The organism is Leucobacter sp. CX169, assembly GCF_017161405.1.
GTDB lineage: Bacteria > Actinomycetota > Actinomycetes > Actinomycetales > Microbacteriaceae > Cx-87.
Genome location: NZ_CP071051.1, coordinates 2,787,732 through 2,802,687, shown reverse-complemented (window position 1 = coordinate 2,802,687; position 14,956 = coordinate 2,787,732). Strand labels below are relative to the sequence as shown.

General features: G+C 68.3%; 15 protein-coding genes. 10 read left to right on the top strand and 5 right to left on the bottom strand.

Annotation, left to right across the window (positions count from 1 at the left end):
• The first annotated feature begins 22 nt into the window (after positions 1–22).
• Complete coding sequence (locus JW030_RS12810) at positions 23–1,651, top strand: amidohydrolase (protein WP_241095461.1); 1,629 nt, start codon at positions 23–25, stop codon at positions 1,649–1,651.
• A 77-nt stretch (positions 1,652–1,728) separates the two neighbouring features.
• Entirely contained in the window at positions 1,729–3,108 is a 1,380-nt protein-coding gene (locus tag JW030_RS12805) for a Na+/H+ antiporter NhaC family protein (RefSeq protein WP_188045196.1), read from the top strand.
• 116 nt (positions 3,109–3,224) lie between these two features.
• On the opposite strand, the gene JW030_RS12800 is transcribed toward JW030_RS12805, so the two are convergent.
• Both JW030_RS12800 and JW030_RS12795 read right to left on the bottom strand, forming a co-directional pair.
• Positions 3,225–4,343, bottom strand: a complete 1,119-nt coding sequence (locus tag JW030_RS12800; RefSeq protein ID WP_188045197.1) for an ABC transporter permease — start codon at positions 4,341–4,343, stop codon at positions 3,225–3,227.
• Positions 4,340–5,257 (bottom strand): ABC transporter ATP-binding protein, encoded by a 918-nt coding sequence (locus JW030_RS12795; RefSeq protein WP_188045198.1) that lies wholly within the window; start codon positions 5,255–5,257, stop codon positions 4,340–4,342. The genes JW030_RS12800 and JW030_RS12795 overlap by 4 nt, the downstream gene beginning before the upstream one ends.
• Before the next feature lie 143 nt (positions 5,258–5,400).
• Between JW030_RS12795 and JW030_RS12790 the strand changes: the two genes are divergently transcribed.
• Positions 5,401–6,771 (top strand): sensor histidine kinase, encoded by a 1,371-nt coding sequence (locus tag JW030_RS12790; RefSeq protein ID WP_188045199.1) that lies wholly within the window; start codon positions 5,401–5,403, stop codon positions 6,769–6,771.
• Positions 6,768–7,472 (top strand): response regulator transcription factor, encoded by a 705-nt coding sequence (locus JW030_RS12785; RefSeq protein ID WP_188045200.1) that lies wholly within the window; start codon positions 6,768–6,770, stop codon positions 7,470–7,472. The genes JW030_RS12790 and JW030_RS12785 overlap by 4 nt, the downstream gene beginning before the upstream one ends.
• On the opposite strand, the gene JW030_RS12780 is transcribed toward JW030_RS12785, so the two are convergent.
• On the bottom strand, positions 7,469–7,819 hold the full coding sequence (locus tag JW030_RS12780; RefSeq protein WP_188045201.1) for a hypothetical protein: 351 nt from the start codon (positions 7,817–7,819) through the stop codon (positions 7,469–7,471). The genes JW030_RS12785 and JW030_RS12780 overlap by 4 nt on opposite strands.
• Positions 7,820–7,906: 87 nt before the next feature.
• Positions 7,907–8,806, bottom strand: a complete 900-nt coding sequence (locus tag JW030_RS12775; protein ID WP_188045202.1) for a LysR family transcriptional regulator ArgP — start codon at positions 8,804–8,806, stop codon at positions 7,907–7,909.
• Between the two features lie 90 nt (positions 8,807–8,896).
• Here JW030_RS12775 and JW030_RS12770 point away from each other — a divergent pair, with 90 nt between their 5' ends.
• A complete protein-coding gene (locus JW030_RS12770; protein WP_188045203.1) occupies positions 8,897–9,499 on the top strand; it encodes a LysE/ArgO family amino acid transporter in 603 nt (200 codons plus the stop codon).
• A gap of 173 nt (positions 9,500–9,672) precedes the next feature.
• On the opposite strand, the gene JW030_RS12765 is transcribed toward JW030_RS12770, so the two are convergent.
• A complete protein-coding gene (locus tag JW030_RS12765; protein ID WP_255499074.1) occupies positions 9,673–10,776 on the bottom strand; it encodes a low specificity L-threonine aldolase in 1,104 nt (367 codons plus the stop codon).
• A gap of 102 nt (positions 10,777–10,878) precedes the next feature.
• Here JW030_RS12765 and JW030_RS12760 point away from each other — a divergent pair, with 102 nt between their 5' ends.
• The 5 genes from JW030_RS12760 to JW030_RS13570 all read left to right on the top strand — a co-directional run bounded on the left by JW030_RS12760 (position 10,879) and on the right by JW030_RS13570 (position 14,940).
• Positions 10,879–11,238: a GntR family transcriptional regulator gene (locus JW030_RS12760; protein ID WP_188045205.1), complete on the top strand. Its 360-nt coding sequence runs from the start codon at positions 10,879–10,881 to the stop codon at positions 11,236–11,238.
• Positions 11,235–12,137, top strand: a complete 903-nt coding sequence (locus JW030_RS12755; RefSeq protein ID WP_188045206.1) for an ATP-binding cassette domain-containing protein — start codon at positions 11,235–11,237, stop codon at positions 12,135–12,137. Before JW030_RS12760 ends, JW030_RS12755 begins: the two co-directional genes overlap by 4 nt.
• 17 nt (positions 12,138–12,154) lie before the next feature.
• Positions 12,155–12,865 carry a hypothetical protein gene (locus tag JW030_RS12750; RefSeq protein WP_188045207.1) on the top strand — a complete coding sequence of 237 codons (711 nt, stop codon included), beginning with the start codon at positions 12,155–12,157 and terminating at the stop codon, positions 12,863–12,865.
• Between the two features lie 207 nt (positions 12,866–13,072).
• Entirely contained in the window at positions 13,073–13,612 is a 540-nt protein-coding gene (locus tag JW030_RS13685; RefSeq protein ID WP_370567023.1) for an MBL fold metallo-hydrolase, read from the top strand.
• 38 nt (positions 13,613–13,650) lie between these two features.
• The gene (locus JW030_RS13570; protein ID WP_370567024.1) at positions 13,651–14,940 is read left to right on the top strand and encodes an alkyl/aryl-sulfatase; all 1,290 of its coding nucleotides are present in this window, start codon (positions 13,651–13,653) and stop codon (positions 14,938–14,940) included.
• Positions 14,941–14,956 lie beyond the last annotated feature (16 nt).

Genomic DNA, 14,956 nt, shown 5'->3' with positions numbered 1-14,956 from the left:
CCGCGGAGGGGCAATGTCGCTGATGACTGCCGAACTGATCATCGAGGGCGCCCAGCTGCGCACGCAGCTTCCCGGGCATGACGTGGCCGCCCCGCAGTCGGTCGCTATCGCGGGCGGCAGGATCCTGGCCGTGGGCGCGCCCGACGAGATTGCCGACGCATTCCGCGGCACCGCCACCCGCATCGACGACGCGAGCGGCCGCACGCTCACCCCGGGACTCATCGACGCCCACCTCCACCCGATTCAGGGAGTCGAGCTGACGCAGGGGATTGACCTGGGGGGAATCGGCGACCGCCGCGCGATGCTCGATGCTCTCCGTGGCGAGGCCGCCCGCGTGCGCCGCGAGACGAGCGGCGGGTGGGTGCGCGCGTGGAACCTCGACTACGCCGCGTTCGGCGGCGAGGCGCTCAGCGCGAGCATGATCGACGACGCCGTCGACGGGCTGCCCGCGATCATCTTCTTCTTCGACTACCACACGGCGCTCGCCAGCAGCGAGGGCCTGCGTTTGGCTGGCATCACCGGAGCCCGTTCGTTCGAGGACAGCTCGGAGGTCGTCGTCGACGGCTCGGGACGCCCGACCGGCGAGCTGCGCGAGGACAGTGCCTACGCGCCCATCCTCGCGATCCTGCCCGAGCTCAGCCGCGACGAGACACTCGCGTCGGCCCGTGAGATCCTCGCCGGCATGCGCCGCTCGGGTTTGACCGGCGGGACCATCATGGACGGCAATTCGGGCACGCTCGACCTGCTCGAGGCGCTCGACTCGAGCGGCACCGGGCTGCCCGTCCGCATCGTCAGCGCGATGGACGTCAAGCCCACCGCAACCGCCGAAGACCGCGCCACCATCGCCGCCCAGCGTGATCGCGCTGGCGCGCGCTGGCGCGGCGGCGTCATCAAGCTCTACGCCGACGGCGTCATCGACACGGGTGCCGGGTGGCTGTACGAGGCGGACGTCGACGGGCAGGGGCTCGCCGGGTTCTGGGGAGACCAGGCCGAGTTCGTGCGTGCGGTGCAGGAGTTCACCGAGGCGGGCTTCCAGATCGCGACGCACGCGATCGGCGACCGCGCCGTTGGCGAGACCATCACCGCGTACGAGACGGTCGGCAGCCGGGCCCAGGGCCGCGCGGTGCACCGCATCGAGCATCTCGAGTGTCTGAACCCCGCAGACGTCGCGCGCCTCGCGGTGAACGGCATCACCGCCTCGATGCAGCTTCCGCACCTGCAGTGGCGCATCGCCGACGGCAGTGATGAGTGGGCGCGGCGGCTCGGCCCGGCACGCGCTGCCCAGGGCTGGAACGCCGGATCCGTGCTGCGCGCGGGCGTCCCCCTCGCGCTCGGCTCGGACTGGCCGATCGCCGACCTCGACGCCCGCTTCGGCCTCGCCTGGTCGGTGCTGCGCCGCCACCCGGGCGACCGCGACGGCTTCGTGTACGAGCCCGGCGAGCGTCTGACGAACGCCGAGGCGCTGCACGGGTACACCCGGGGCGCGGCGATCGCACAGGGCGACGACGACCTCGGCGTCATCCGGGCCGGCGCCCGGGCGGACCTCGCGCTCTGGAGCGCAGACCCCACCCTGGTCGACGGCGACGACCTGATCGGCCTGCCGGTCGAGGCGACCTATCTCGACGGCGAACGGCTCGACAACGCGGCCTAGCGCGTGTCGATCGGCGGATCCTGCCGGGCTGTGCAGGGCCCCAAAGCCCCACTAAATTTCCCATTTGAAAGGCAAGCATGACTGAATTTGGCGCTCTCGCCCTCTTACCCATCGCCACGGTGCTCGTGGTCTCGGTGCTCACCAAACGCGCACTCCTCGGCCTCTTCTCGGGCACCGTCGTCGGAGCACTGTTGCTCGGCGGCTGGGGCTTCTTCGACACGCTCGTCGAATACGTCGGCATCTCCTTCTCGGACGCAACCGTGCACTGGCTCGCCATTGTTGTCGTGCTGTTCGGCGTCCTGATCGCACTGTTCAGCGCCTCGGGCGCCGTCCGCGACTTCGCCGATTGGACCGAGTCGTTCGTGAACACGCGGCGGAAGTCGCTGCTGCTCACCTGGCTGCTGACGATCGTCCTCTTCATCGATGACTACCTGAACGCGCTGACGGTGGGTACTTCCATGAAGCGCGTCACCGACCGCTACCGGGTTCCACGCACCATGCTCGGCTCGGTCGTCAAGCTGACTTCGGCACCCATCGCCGTCATCATCCCGTTCTCGACCTGGGCGATCTTCTTCGCGGCGCTGCTCGAAGCTGACGGCGTCACGGTCAACGGTTCGGGCTTCGCCGCGTATGTGCAGGGCATCCCGTTCATCTTCTTCGGATGGTTCGCCCTCGCGATCGGCCTGCTGCTCGCCCTCGGCGTGCTGCCCCTGGTCGGCCCCCTCAAGCGCGCGCAGCAGCTCGCGGACGAGACGGGCGACACCCTGCCCGCCGGGCTCACCGAGGAGGAGCGCGCCGTCGAGCTCGCCTCCGAGGACGAGGCCCCGCGTCGCGGCCGCCCGCTGCCGTTCAATTTCCTGATCCCGATCATCACGCTCATCGTCGTCACGCTGGTGCGCGAGATCGACATCCTCTCGGGTGCCGCCGCCGCCGTCGTGGTCGCGCTCGCGCTCTACCTGCCGCAGCGCAAGATCACGTTCCGCCGCCTGCCCGACGCCGTCTACGAGGGCGTCGTCAACATGGGCTACGTCGTCATCCTCTTCATCCTCGCGTTCATGCTGCAGTACATGAACACGGAGATGGGCCTCGCCGAGTACGTGATCGGTGTGACCGAGCCCGTGATGACCGGCGCGCTGCTGCCCGCCGTCGTCTTCCTCGTCTGTGGCGTGTACGCCTACGCCACCGGCGCGTTCTGGGACCTCGCCGCGGTCGTCACCCCCGTGGTGCTGCCGCTCGCGATCGCGATGGGTGTCGACCCGATCCTGGCCGGCACGGCCGTGTTCTCGGGTGCGGCCCTCGGCTCGACGACCTGCCTCTACGGCGACGGGATGATCCTCGCCTCGAAGTCGGTTGGGGTAAAGCCGGTGTCGCTCATGACGGCGATCCTGCCCTATGCCGGGGCCGCCGCGGTGCTGACGCTCATCTCGTACCTGATCGCGGGCTTCGTGATGGCGTAGGTTTCGCCGGGCTGAACCGTCGAGGGGTCTCAATCTGCTGCATCGCTTCGTGCGAAGGCGCAGATTGAGACCCCTCGATTGCGTTCGGGCGGGCTAGGGGCGGGTGAGTTCGCCCGCTACCCCTTGACGGCGTCGCGCAGCTTGACGCGCGGCCCGGTGCGCAAGATCGAGCCCGAGTAGATGCGCGCGCCGAGCACCCAGACGATCGCGATCGACACGATGAGGATGGCGATCGAGACGAGCGGCTCCCACCACTCGGCGGTCCCGAGGTACATCCGCATCGGCATGCCGACCGGGGCTGAGAAGGGAATGTAGCTCATGATCGCGAGCGCGGTCGGGTTGTTGTAGAACACGATCACGGCGATGTAGGGCATCATCACCAGCATCATGACCGGGCTCGTCACCGAGCCGATGTCCTCCTGGCGCGACACGAGCGATGCGAGCGCCGCGTAGAGTGCCGCGAGCAGCACGAAGCCGAACGCGAAGAGGATGCCGAACCAGATCAGCGCGCTGCCGAGTTCGCCCAGCAGCAGGTCCTGGCCCGTCGCGAGCATGCCCACCGATGCGAGGGCCGCGATGGCGACCACCTGGGCGAGCGCGAGGATGCTGTTGCCGAGGATCTTGCCCGCGAGCATGCTGCGTGCCGACACCGTGGCGAGCAGGATCTCGACGATGCGCGTCTGCTTCTCCTCCACCACGCTCTGCGCGATGGTCGTCCCAAAGGTCATCGCACTCATCATGAACACGACGCCGAAGGCGATCGCGATCAGGTAGGCGAGGAACTGGCTGGTCTCGCTCGGCACGAGCAGCTCGAGCGTCGGGGCCGCGGACAGCGCCTGGATGACCTCCACGGGAGCGCTGTCCTTCGCGAGCACAGTCAGGTCGACCGGGGTGTCTCCGCCCGGCACTACCGCGGCCTCGACCTCGCCATCCAGGACGAGCTGCTCGGCGGCGGCACGATCCTGGACGCTCGTGACCTCGAAGCCAGCGGCCTCGAGGGGCGCGGCGGCCTCGCCGACCGCGGCCACCTTGGCCGGGTCGCCGATGCCTCCGGACTGGGCGATGAACCCGCTCACGAGCACGCTCGCGAGCACGATGAGCAGCAGGATCCCGGTGGAGATCAGGAACGCCTTGCTGCGTAGGCGCGTGGTGATCTCGCGTTCCGCGATCAGCCAGGAGGCCTGTGCGGGGCCGAGGCGCCGGTGGTCGGAGAGGCTCGGGGTCTGGGTGCTCATCGCACTACCTCCTTGAAGATCTGGGCGAGCGTGGGGAATTCTTGGCCGAAGCGACGCACCGCGATGCCCGTGGCGTCCGCTCCTTGACTCTGCGCGACCGCTGCGGCCAGGACCGCCTGCGCGTCCCGCGGGTGCTCGGCATCGAATCGGGCGGTGCCGCCGTCGAGGTGGGTGACCGTGATCCCTGCCTGCTGGCGCACCCAGCCCGCGTCGGCGCTCGGGCCCTCGAGCTCGATCACGTAGCTTTGCCCCGAGTGCTCGGCGCGCAGCGACTCGCGCGAGCCTGCGGCCAGGATCCTGCCCCCGCCGATGACGACCACGTCGTCGCAGAGGCGCTCGACGATATCGAGCTGGTGCGAGGAGAACAGCACGGGGGCGCCGGCCGCGGCGTAGTCGCGCAACACCCCGAGCACGACCTCGACGGCCATCGGGTCGAGGCCAGAGAACGGCTCGTCGAGCACGAGGGCGGCGGGCTCGTGCACGAGGGCCGCGGCAATCTGGGCCCGTTGCTGGTTGCCGAGCGAGAGGCTCTCGAGGGTGTCGTTCGCGCGCTCCGTGAGGCCGAGGCGGTCGAGGAGCCCCTCCGCCGACGCCTTCGCCGCTGAGGAGCTCATGCCGTGCAGGCGGCCCAGGTAGACGAGCTGCTCAAGCACCTTCATCTTGGGGTAGAGCCCCCGCTCCTCAGGCATGTAGCCGAAGCCCGCGCGATCATCCGCCGTGACTGGCGTGCCGTTCAGCGCGACGCTGCCCGAGTCGGGCGCGAGCACCCCGAGGATGATGCGCATCGTGGTGGTCTTTCCCGCACCATTGCCCCCGACGAAGCCGGTCATGCGGCCGCTCTGGACGCCAAAGCTCACGTCGTCCAGTACGCGGCGGTCGCCGAACGAACGGCTGATCCCCTGAATCTCGATCATGAAGGTTCCTTTCGTTGGGTCCAGCCTGGCAGGGCGGTCGGGGCGGCGCTTCCCCCGGCTGGCTGAGTTTCCCTCGGTCGGTGGGGAGTGTCTCCGCCTCGCGGGGGATCCGCCGCCGCGGGGTGCTCGGTACGCTGGATCGCATGATCACGACTCGGGACACGGGCGAGTGGACTCGGCCTCGTCCGACCCGCAGCGACCTCCGCCTGGACGCCGCGTTGGCGCTCGGTCTCGCGCTCGCCGCGATCACGAGTGCGCTGCTCTACCAGCGCACCGGCATCTATGCAGAGACCGCGGAGCCCTGGGTGTGGGTGCTCGGGCTGGGACTCGTCACGCTGCCCCTCGTGGCGCGACGGCGGTGGCCCGTGCCGGTCGCGATCGCGGTGTCGGTGGGCTTCTTCGTCTGCGGCCAGTTCGGGGTCCCCGAACTGCTCATCACGAACATCGGACTCTTCATCGCGCTGTACTCGGTGGGGGCGTGGGAGCCCAGGCGCCCGCTCGCGTTCTGGAGCAGGCTCGGCATCAGCGTCGCCATGGTGGTGTGGCTCGTGACGTCCCTCATCGTCGTGTCTTCCGACACCGAAGCGCTGCCGGGGATCTCACGCAGCGGGCTCTTCTCGGCGTTTGCGACCTACGCGGTCATCCAGATTTTCACGAACCTGCTGTACTTCGGCGGCGCGTTCATCTTCGGGGAGCGCTCGTGGCTGGCCGCCCGCACCCAGGCGCAGCTCGAGGCGCAGGGCCGCGAGCTCGATCTCGAACGGCGCACGAGCGCCGAGCAGGCCGTAGCGCTCGACCGCATCGCGATCGCTCGAGAGTTGCACGACGTGGTCGCGCACCACGTCTCGGTGATGGGCATCCAGGCGGCTGCGGCAAGACGCCTGCTCGAGAAAGACCCCGAGCGGGGGCGCGAGCGGGCGAGCGCGGCGCTGGAAATCGTCGAGTCGAGCGCCGAGGCCGCGATCGCGGAACTCCGCGGGCTCGTGGGTACGCTGCGTGCGCCCGAGCCCGATGAGCGTTCCTCGACCATCGGCATTGCCCAGCTTCCCGCGCTCGTCGCGGCCTCGCAGAGCGCCGGGCTCTCGACCACCCTGATCGTCGCGGGCGAGACGCGCCCGGTGCCGATGCTCGTGGACGTTGCCCTGTACCGCATCGCGCAAGAGGCGCTCACCAATGTACGCAAGCACGCGGGCCGCGGGGCCGAGGCGGCGGTCCGGCTGCGCTTTGAAGCGGGTGCCGTTGAGCTTGAGATCAGCGACACCGGAGTGGCGCAGAGTCTCGGTTCGGCGCGCGACGGCGGGGGCGGCGGGCTCGGCCTTCGCGGTATGCGCGAGCGCGCGGGAGCGGTCGGCGGCACGGTCGAGACGGTCGCCCGTGAGCGGGGCGGGTTCCTCGTGCGGACCAGGATCCCGCTGCGGGGCGACCTGCCTGACGTGGTGTTGCCTGGTTCGGAGCTGCCAGGCGCAGGGTTGCCAGACGCGGGCCTGCCGGCGACGTCTGAGGTGACGGCATGATCCGGGTGCTCGTCGCCGATGATCAGGTGCTCGTGCGGTCGGGGTTCCGCATCATCCTCGAGACCGAACCGGACATCGACGTGGTCGGCGAGGCGGCCAACGGTGCCGAGGCGGTCGCGCTCTCCTCGCGGCTCGCGCCCGACGTGATCTGCATGGATGTCGAGATGCCCGAGATGAACGGCATCGAGGCGTCGCGGCAGATTCTCGCGGGGGCAGCCTCGGGGGAAAGTCGGCCCACGCCCGCGATCCTGGTCCTCACCACCTTTGGGCACGAGGAGTACCTTTTCGACGCGCTCGCCGCGGGGGTGAGCGGCTTCCTCCTCAAGACCGCGCGGGCCGATCAGCTGATCGATGCTGTCCGCACGCTCGCGGCCGGGGGCGCGCTGCTCGGCCCGGACGTGACCCGCGCCGTCATGGAACGTGCCACCCGCGATGCCGCCCCAGCGCCGCGCCCGTCGCAGGCAGACGGTCCGCTCGCCACCGCCGGGCTGACGGATCGCGAACAAGACGTGCTGAGGCTGCTCACGACCGGGGCGACGAACTCCGAGATCGCCGAACAACTCTTCGTGGGCGAGGCGACGGTCAAGACCCACGTTTCGAACCTGCTGCAGAAGCTCGGCGCGCGCGACCGCATCCAGGCCATCGTCTGGGCCCACACGCATGGCGTGGCCTCGAGCGTCAGGGGCGCGGGCCAAGCCTAGGGGCGCTGCGCCCCCGCAAGACACTCCCGCAGCTCGACCCGGGCGGTGAGCTCGCGGGCGATGCGCGCTGCGAGTTCCGCCGCGCGGGCGGCGTCGGCGACCCGGATCGCCCACAGGCGGGTGAGCCCGGGTGCTCCCGCGGTGCCCTCGGTCACCGAACCGTCGGCGGCGAAGCTTCGCGCGTGATCCGCCGGCGCGAGCACCTCGGACCATTCGAGCTCGGAGCTGGCCGCGAGCTCGTCTTCCAGCTGTGCGCAGAAGGCAACGGCCGCCTCGATGTGCACGGCCCACGAGTCGGTGTGGTGCTGCGGGGTCTCGGGCTCGCTGGCCAAGAGGAGGTATCGCATGACGGACTCCAATCCCGACGCGTGTCGTCATCGACCCGTGCCGCTGCACCTGTGTTCACCCATCGTGGCACGAAGGCCCGGGTGGCGCTATGCCTCGAGCGCTGCCTTGCCCTCCTCCTCCACGATCTGGGACAGCGCGTCGAGCACGGGCGAGTGCAGGTTCCAGCGCTGCCAGTACAGCGGCAGCTTCAGCGATCGCGACGGGGTGAGCTCGGCGAGGCGTCCGGCGGCGATCCCCTCCGCGCTCTGCGCCTCGGGCAGCATGCCCCACCCCATGCCGAGTTCGACCGCGCGTGCGAACTCAGCGGACGACGGCACGTAGTGCCGCGGCGGGTCGACGCGGGCCCGGGTGGCTGCGCGCAGGTAGCGCTGCTGAAACGTGTCATGCCGGTCGAACTCGAGCATCGGCGCCGCGGCGAGGCTCGAAGCCGAGGTGCCGTTCGGGAAGTGTTGGGCGATGAACTCGGGGCTCGCGACGGCGCGGTAGCGGGCGGCGCCGATCCTGGTGGAAATGCAACCGGGGACGGGCTCGCGCGTCGCCGTGAGCGCGGCGACGACCGTGCCGCTCCGAAGCGCGGCGGTCGAGACGGTCTCGTCGGCGCGCAGCACCTCGAAGTGCGCGCCGGTTTCGCGGGCCGCGCGGGCGAGCGCCGGCACGAACCAGGTGGCGAGCGAGTCGGCGTTCACGACGATCGGGATGATCGCGGGGCCGGATCCTGCCCCGGCGGGCCCGGCGCCCAGCTCGCGCGCCGCGTCGTCGACCAGGCGGTCGAGCTGGCGGGCGAGGCGCAGCACCGTCGCCCCCGCGGCAGTCACCGCGACGGGCCGGGTGCGCTGCAGCAATACTGAGCCGACCCGCTGCTCCATTGCCTTCACGCGCTGGCTGACGGCGGATGGCGTGATGCGCAGCCGCTTCGCTGCGCCCTCGAAGCTGCCCTCGTCGAGAATCGCAGCGAACGTGGCGAGGTGTTCGATGGGAAGCTCCATAGGCCCAGCTTAAGCAATGCTTCATCTGCATCAGAAGAATGATCCCTGCTCAATTCGTTGCGAGACGCCTCGGCATCGTAACGTCGAAGCATGCTCCTCCCCTTTCTCGTCGGTATTGGCAGCGGGCTGTCGCTCATCATGGCGATCGGCGCGCAAAACGCCTTCGTGCTGCGCCAAGGCATTCGCCGCGAGCACGTGCTGCCGGTGGTGCTCATCTGCGGGCTGACCGACGCGCTGCTCGAGTTCGCGGGAGTCGCCGGGATCGGCTTCGTGATCGAGCGGGCGCCCGTCGTGCTCGAGATCGTGCGCTGGGGCGGCGTCGCCTTCCTGCTCTGGTACGCGTTCACGGCGGCGATGCGGGCGCGCAAGCCCGAGGCGCTTGTGGCCGGCGACGGCTCGGCCGGCTCGCTGCGCCGCACCGTGCTCGCCTGCCTCGCGATCACGTACCTCAACCCGCACGTCTACCTCGACACGATGGTGCTCATGGGCTCGATCGGCAACGCCCAGGGCGACCCCGGGCGCTGGTGGTTCGCGGTCGGCGGCGCGATCGCGAGCGTGGGGTGGTTCGCCGCGCTCGGGTACGGCTCGCGCTACCTCACCCGCTTCTTCGCGAGCCCCCGCTCGTGGCAGATCCTCGACATCTGCGTCGCCGTGATCATGGTCGTGCTCGCGATCCGCATCGCGTTCGGGTAGTTCGGGCGGTCGGGGCGGCCTCCCGCCGCCTGGCTTTCGGCGCGTCAGATACTTGCGGTGTTAGGGCCTCACACCCGTACTTTGCGTCACATGGAGAGGAACTGACGCGTCTGGCAGGGGGGCATTCCGCCTCGGGCTGGACGCCCAGCAGGATCCCGCTACGCCTCAGTGGGCTACGCGTTTGAGGCGGCCCGCGACGCCGCACCCAGCTCGGCGAGCAGCGCGTCGACCGCGGCCTCCGTCGTGTCGAACGCGCACATCAGGCGGACGGCGTTTGTGACACCCGGCCAGTCGTAGAAGTGGAATCCCGCCTCGGTGCGCACCCGATCGGCGACGCCCGCGGGCAGCGTCGCGAACACCCCGTTCGCCTCGGTGGCCTGGAAGGCGCGCGCCCCGAGTGGCTCGAGTGCGTCGATGCCGGCGCGCAGCCGCGTCGCCATCGCGTTCGCCTGGGTCGCCGAGCGCAGCCAGAGGTCGCCGTCGTACAGGGCGAGCAGCTGGGCCGAGAGGAAGCGCATCTTCGAGCCGAGCTGCATGTTCATTTTGCGGACGTATTCGAAGCCGGGGGCGGCTCCGGGGCGCAAGGTGACAACGGCCTCGGCCCCAATCAGGCCGTTCTTCGTGCCGCCGAGGCTGAGCAGGTCGACGCCGGCGTCGGTCGTGAACGCGGCGAGCGGTAGGCCCAGGTGCGCGGCCGCGTTCGAGATGCGCGAGCCGTCCATGTGCACGATCATGCCGCGATCGTGCGCATGCGAGGTGATCGCCCGGATCTCGTCGACGGAATAGCAGGTGCCGTACTCAGTGGTCTGCGTGATCGAGACGGCGAGCGGCTGCGCGCGGTGCGGGTCGCCCCAGCCCCAGGCCTCACGGTCGATCAGCTCGGGCGTGATCTTGCCGTTCTCGGTCGGGACGGTGAGCAGTTTGACGCCGCCGACCCGCTCGGGGGCGCCGTTCTCGTCGACGTTGATGTGTGCGGTCTGGGCGCAGATGACGGCACCCCAGCGGGGAAGCGCGGCCTGCAGTGCGAGCACGTTCGCGCCCGTGCCGTTGAAGACGGGGAACGCTTCGGCATCCGGACCGAAGTGGCCGCGCAGTACCTCGCTGAGGCGCGCGGTCCAGCCGTCGTCACCGTACGCGGGGGCGTGGCCAGTGCTCGCCGCGACGACCGCATCGAGTACCTCGGGGTGTGCGCCCGCGTAATTGTCCGAGGCAAAGGACCGGTCGGCGGGGGAGGAGAGCACGGCGGCGCCTGAGAGGGATGCATTCACGGGCGCCAGCCTACCGGCGCGCCGGTGACGAACTGGTGCTTGACAACCGCGACGCGAGGTCACTAGGTTCATTAGTGAAGTAACTAACCAATGAACGAGCGGAGGTGCCGAGTGTTCGATGATACGAAGCCCATCTTCCTGCAACTGGCCGAACGCATCGCGGACGACATCCTGCAGGGCACGTATGCGGAGGGCGCGCAGGTTCCCTCCACGAACGAGTTCGCGGCTTTCTACCGCATCAACCCGGCGACGGCCGGCAAGGGTGTCAACCTCCTGGTCGACCAGGAAATTCTCTTTAAGAAGCGCGGCATCGGGATGTTCGTCTCGGATGGCGCGAAGGCCAAGATCGCGGCCGAACGTCAGTCCGGCTTTGTCGCCGACTTCGTGCGCCCCTTGCTCGCAGAGGCCGCCGCGCTCCAGCTCTCCCTCCCCCAAACACTTTCCCTCATAGAACAGGAAGCCACACGATGACTTACGCAATCGAGACCCGCGGCCTGACCCGCACCCACGGCGAAGTGCGTGCCCTGGACAACGTCTCCGTCAAGATCAAGCGCGACTCCATCACCGGCCTGCTCGGCCGCAACGGCGCGGGCAAGACCACGTTCATGTCGCTGGTCACCGCGCAGGATCGCGCCACAGCCGGCGAGGTGTTCGTCGAAGGCGCACACCCCTTCGAGAACGCGAACGTGCTCGAGGACATGTGCTTCATTCGCGACAACCAGCGCTACCCCGACGACTACGCGCTGCGCCACGTGCTGCGGGCAGGGAAGGTGTTCTTCCCGAACTGGGACCAGGCGCTCGCCGACGAGCTTGTGGCGCTCTTTCGCATTCCGAAGAAGCAGCAGGTCAAGAAGCTTTCACGCGGGCAGTTCTCGGCCGTCGGCATTGTGGTGGGCCTCGCCTGCCGCGCCCCCATCACCTTCTTCGACGAGCCGTACCTGGGTCTCGACGCGACGGCGCGCGGACACTTCTACGACGTGCTGATGCGCGACTACCTCGCTCACCCCCGCACGATCGTGCTCTCGACCCACCTCATCGACGAGATGGATCAGCTGCTCGAGCGCGTCATCATCCTCGACCAGGGCCGGGTGCTCCATGACGCCGAGGTCGACGAGCTGCGAGGAGCCTCGCACCGAGTCTCCGGCCTCGAGTCCGCGGTCCAGGCATACAGCGAGGGTCGCACAGTGCTTTCCCGCCACGTCGTCGGCGGCCTGGGCTCGGTCATCGTCGAGGGTCGCTTGACGGCGCAGGATCGGGTGGCCGCCGAGTCGGCCGGTCTCGAGATCGGCCAGGTGACGCTGCAAGAGCTCGTCGCCGCCTACGGATTCGACGGATCCGACACCCCCTCATCAGCCCCGACCGCTCGCTAGCCCGGAAGGAAACCATCATGCGTCACGTACAGAACGTCGTCCGACTTCACCTCAACAAGCCAGAGGTCACCTTCCTGGTGCCCCTGTTCATCCTCTTCCTGGTGCTCGTCATCTCGGCCATCATCAGCCTCACGCTGCAGCGCGTCGGCCTCGATCCGAGTAACCCCGATTTTGCCGAGGGTGCCCGCATGAACGGCGGGGCAACCTGGTCGCTTCCGGGATTCCTGGTCTACCTCGGGGTGCAGGCCGTCGCGACGACCTTCCCCTTCGCGCTCGCCCTCGGCAGCACCCGACGGGCCTACGTTGCCGGGACCGCGGTCGCAAACGTCATCCTGGCGGCGTACGTCGCCGTCGTCATGATGATCCTGCTCGCCATCGAGCTGGCGACCGGGCACTGGTTCGCGAACATCTACGTCCTCGACACGTTCTCGCTCGGCTCGGGCAACTTCCTGCAGCTCGGCCTCACCGCGTTCCTCGGCACCTTTACCGCGCTGAGTGTCGGCGGACTGTTCGGGGCCATCTGGGTGCGCTTCGGCGCGCGCGGTCCCGTGGTACTGGGGATCGCCCTCGGGCTGGTGCTCGCACTGATCCTCTTCCTGACGGCGCCCTCGCTGGCCACCCTGATCCCGCAGATCACGGGCTCGATGGTCGCGCTGACCGTCGCGGTACTCGCGCTCGCCGCCATCGTTGCCACCTGGGCGTGCATGCGCCGCACGGCGGTTCGGTAGCTTCACGCACACGCGGCGACCCCGGGGAAAGTTCCCCCGGGGTCGCTGCGCTTCTTCTGCTACCTCGCCGGCCTGTTTCGCCAGCACGTCAGATGGCCGCCCTCTTTCTTGACGATGACACACTCCGCAACGGAAATTGCTTGCGCGGGCGACACCTGGCTGCGAGCATGACCGCAAGACGATCACCTGACAGCAGGGAGCGGCACAGTGAAGCACAATCCGGCGTCACAGTTCATTCAGGAGCAACAGCGAGCGGCGCGGGAGAAGCTTCCATTCGCCGATACTCGTGATTTCGAAGATGCGGAGCGAGGCCTCATCGCCGAGTTCACTCCGGGTGTTGTCCATGATGCTGCGGGAGGAACCGTCTGGGACAACGATGGATATCGCTTTCTCGAAAGCGAGGCGCCGGATACGGTGCACCCCAGTCTCTGGCGACAGTCGCAGCTCTCAACGCGCCATGGGCTCTTTGAAGTCGTCGCCGGAATCTACCAGCTGCGCGGCTTCGATCTGTCGAACATGACGATTGTTGAGGGAGACTCAGGCGTCATCGTGATTGATACGCTGCTTTCGGCGGAGACCGCGGCCGCGGCGCTCGCCCTCTATCGAGAGCATCGTGGCAACCGGCCGGTGGTTGCGGTCATCCATACGCACAGCCACGCCGACCATTTCGGCGGAGTGCTGGGAGTGACTTCCCAGGCCGAGGTCGATGCCGGGATGGTACAGATCCTCGCCCCGAAGGGTTCGTAGAGCACGCGGTTTCCGAGAATGTGTATGTGGGAACGGCGATGAATCGTCGCGCTTCTTACATGTACGGTCCGGCACTTGAGCGTGGACCCGAGGGTCAGGTCGGTTGTGGACTGGGACAGACCGTTTCCACGGGTGAGATTGGGCTGATCGCCCCGACCCTCACCATTCATCGGACCGGTGAGGTGCATGTTATCGACGGGGTGCAGATCGAGTTCCAGCTCGCCCCTGGCACTGAGGCCCCCTCGGAGATGCACTTCTTCTTTCCGCAGTTCAACGCGTTGTGCATGGCGGAGAACGCGACCCACACGCTGCACAATCTCGTCACGCTGCGCGGTGCGTTGGTGCGCGACCCCCGTGAATGGGCCCGCTATCTGACCGAGGCCATCGAACTGTTTGGCGCGCGATCCCAGGTCGTGTTTGCATCCCATCATTGGCCGACTTGGGGGAGTGAGCAGATCGTGGAGTACCTCTCGCTGCAGCGGGATCTCTACGCGTATCTGCACGACCAGACGCTGCGGCTGGTGAACCGCGGATACACGGCTGCGGAAGCCGCCGAGATTTTCGAGCTTCCTCCGGCGTTAGAGGCTTCCTGGCATGCTCGCGGGTACTACGGATCCGTCAGTCACAACGTCAAAGGCATCGTGCAGCGTTACCTGGGGTGGTTCGATGGCAATCCTGCTCGTTTATGGCCCCACCCGCCCGCCGAGTTGGCCCAGCGCTACGTCGAGCTCATCGGAGGCATCGACCGCGTCGTTGACGCAGTTCAAGTGGCCTACGATTCGGGCGACTATCGGTGGGCCGCTACCCTGCTCGACCAGGCCGTCTTCGCCGATGAGCATCATCCCGCCGCCCGAGACCTCTACGCGGACACCCTCGAACAACTTGCCTATGGCTCAGAGAACGGTACGTGGCGCAATTTCTTCCTTTCCGGAGCGACGGAGTTGCGCGGGGAGAACTTCGGAACGCCCACGAAGACGAACGCCCCCACGGTGCTCGCCCAGCTGTCTCCGGAACAGCTCCTGGATGCCGTCGCTATCAAGATCGACGGTCACCGCGCCTGGGATCTCAATCTCTCCTGTGCGATTGAGCTGACCGAGCTCGGGCGCCGCTTCCGACTCACTCTCCGGAACGGGGTGCTGGTCTCCGTTGAGACGGAGGCCGGTGCAGTGGATCTCACGCTTCGACTCACCAAACACCGCCTCTTGGCACTGCTCGGCGGTGACGCTAGCACTGGCGGCATCGAGCTTGAGGGCGATTCCACGGTGCTCAGTCAGCTCCTCAGCGTGATCGACCCCGGCGATGACGCATTCGCGATCGTCACCCCTTAGATCGTGTTCCACCGAT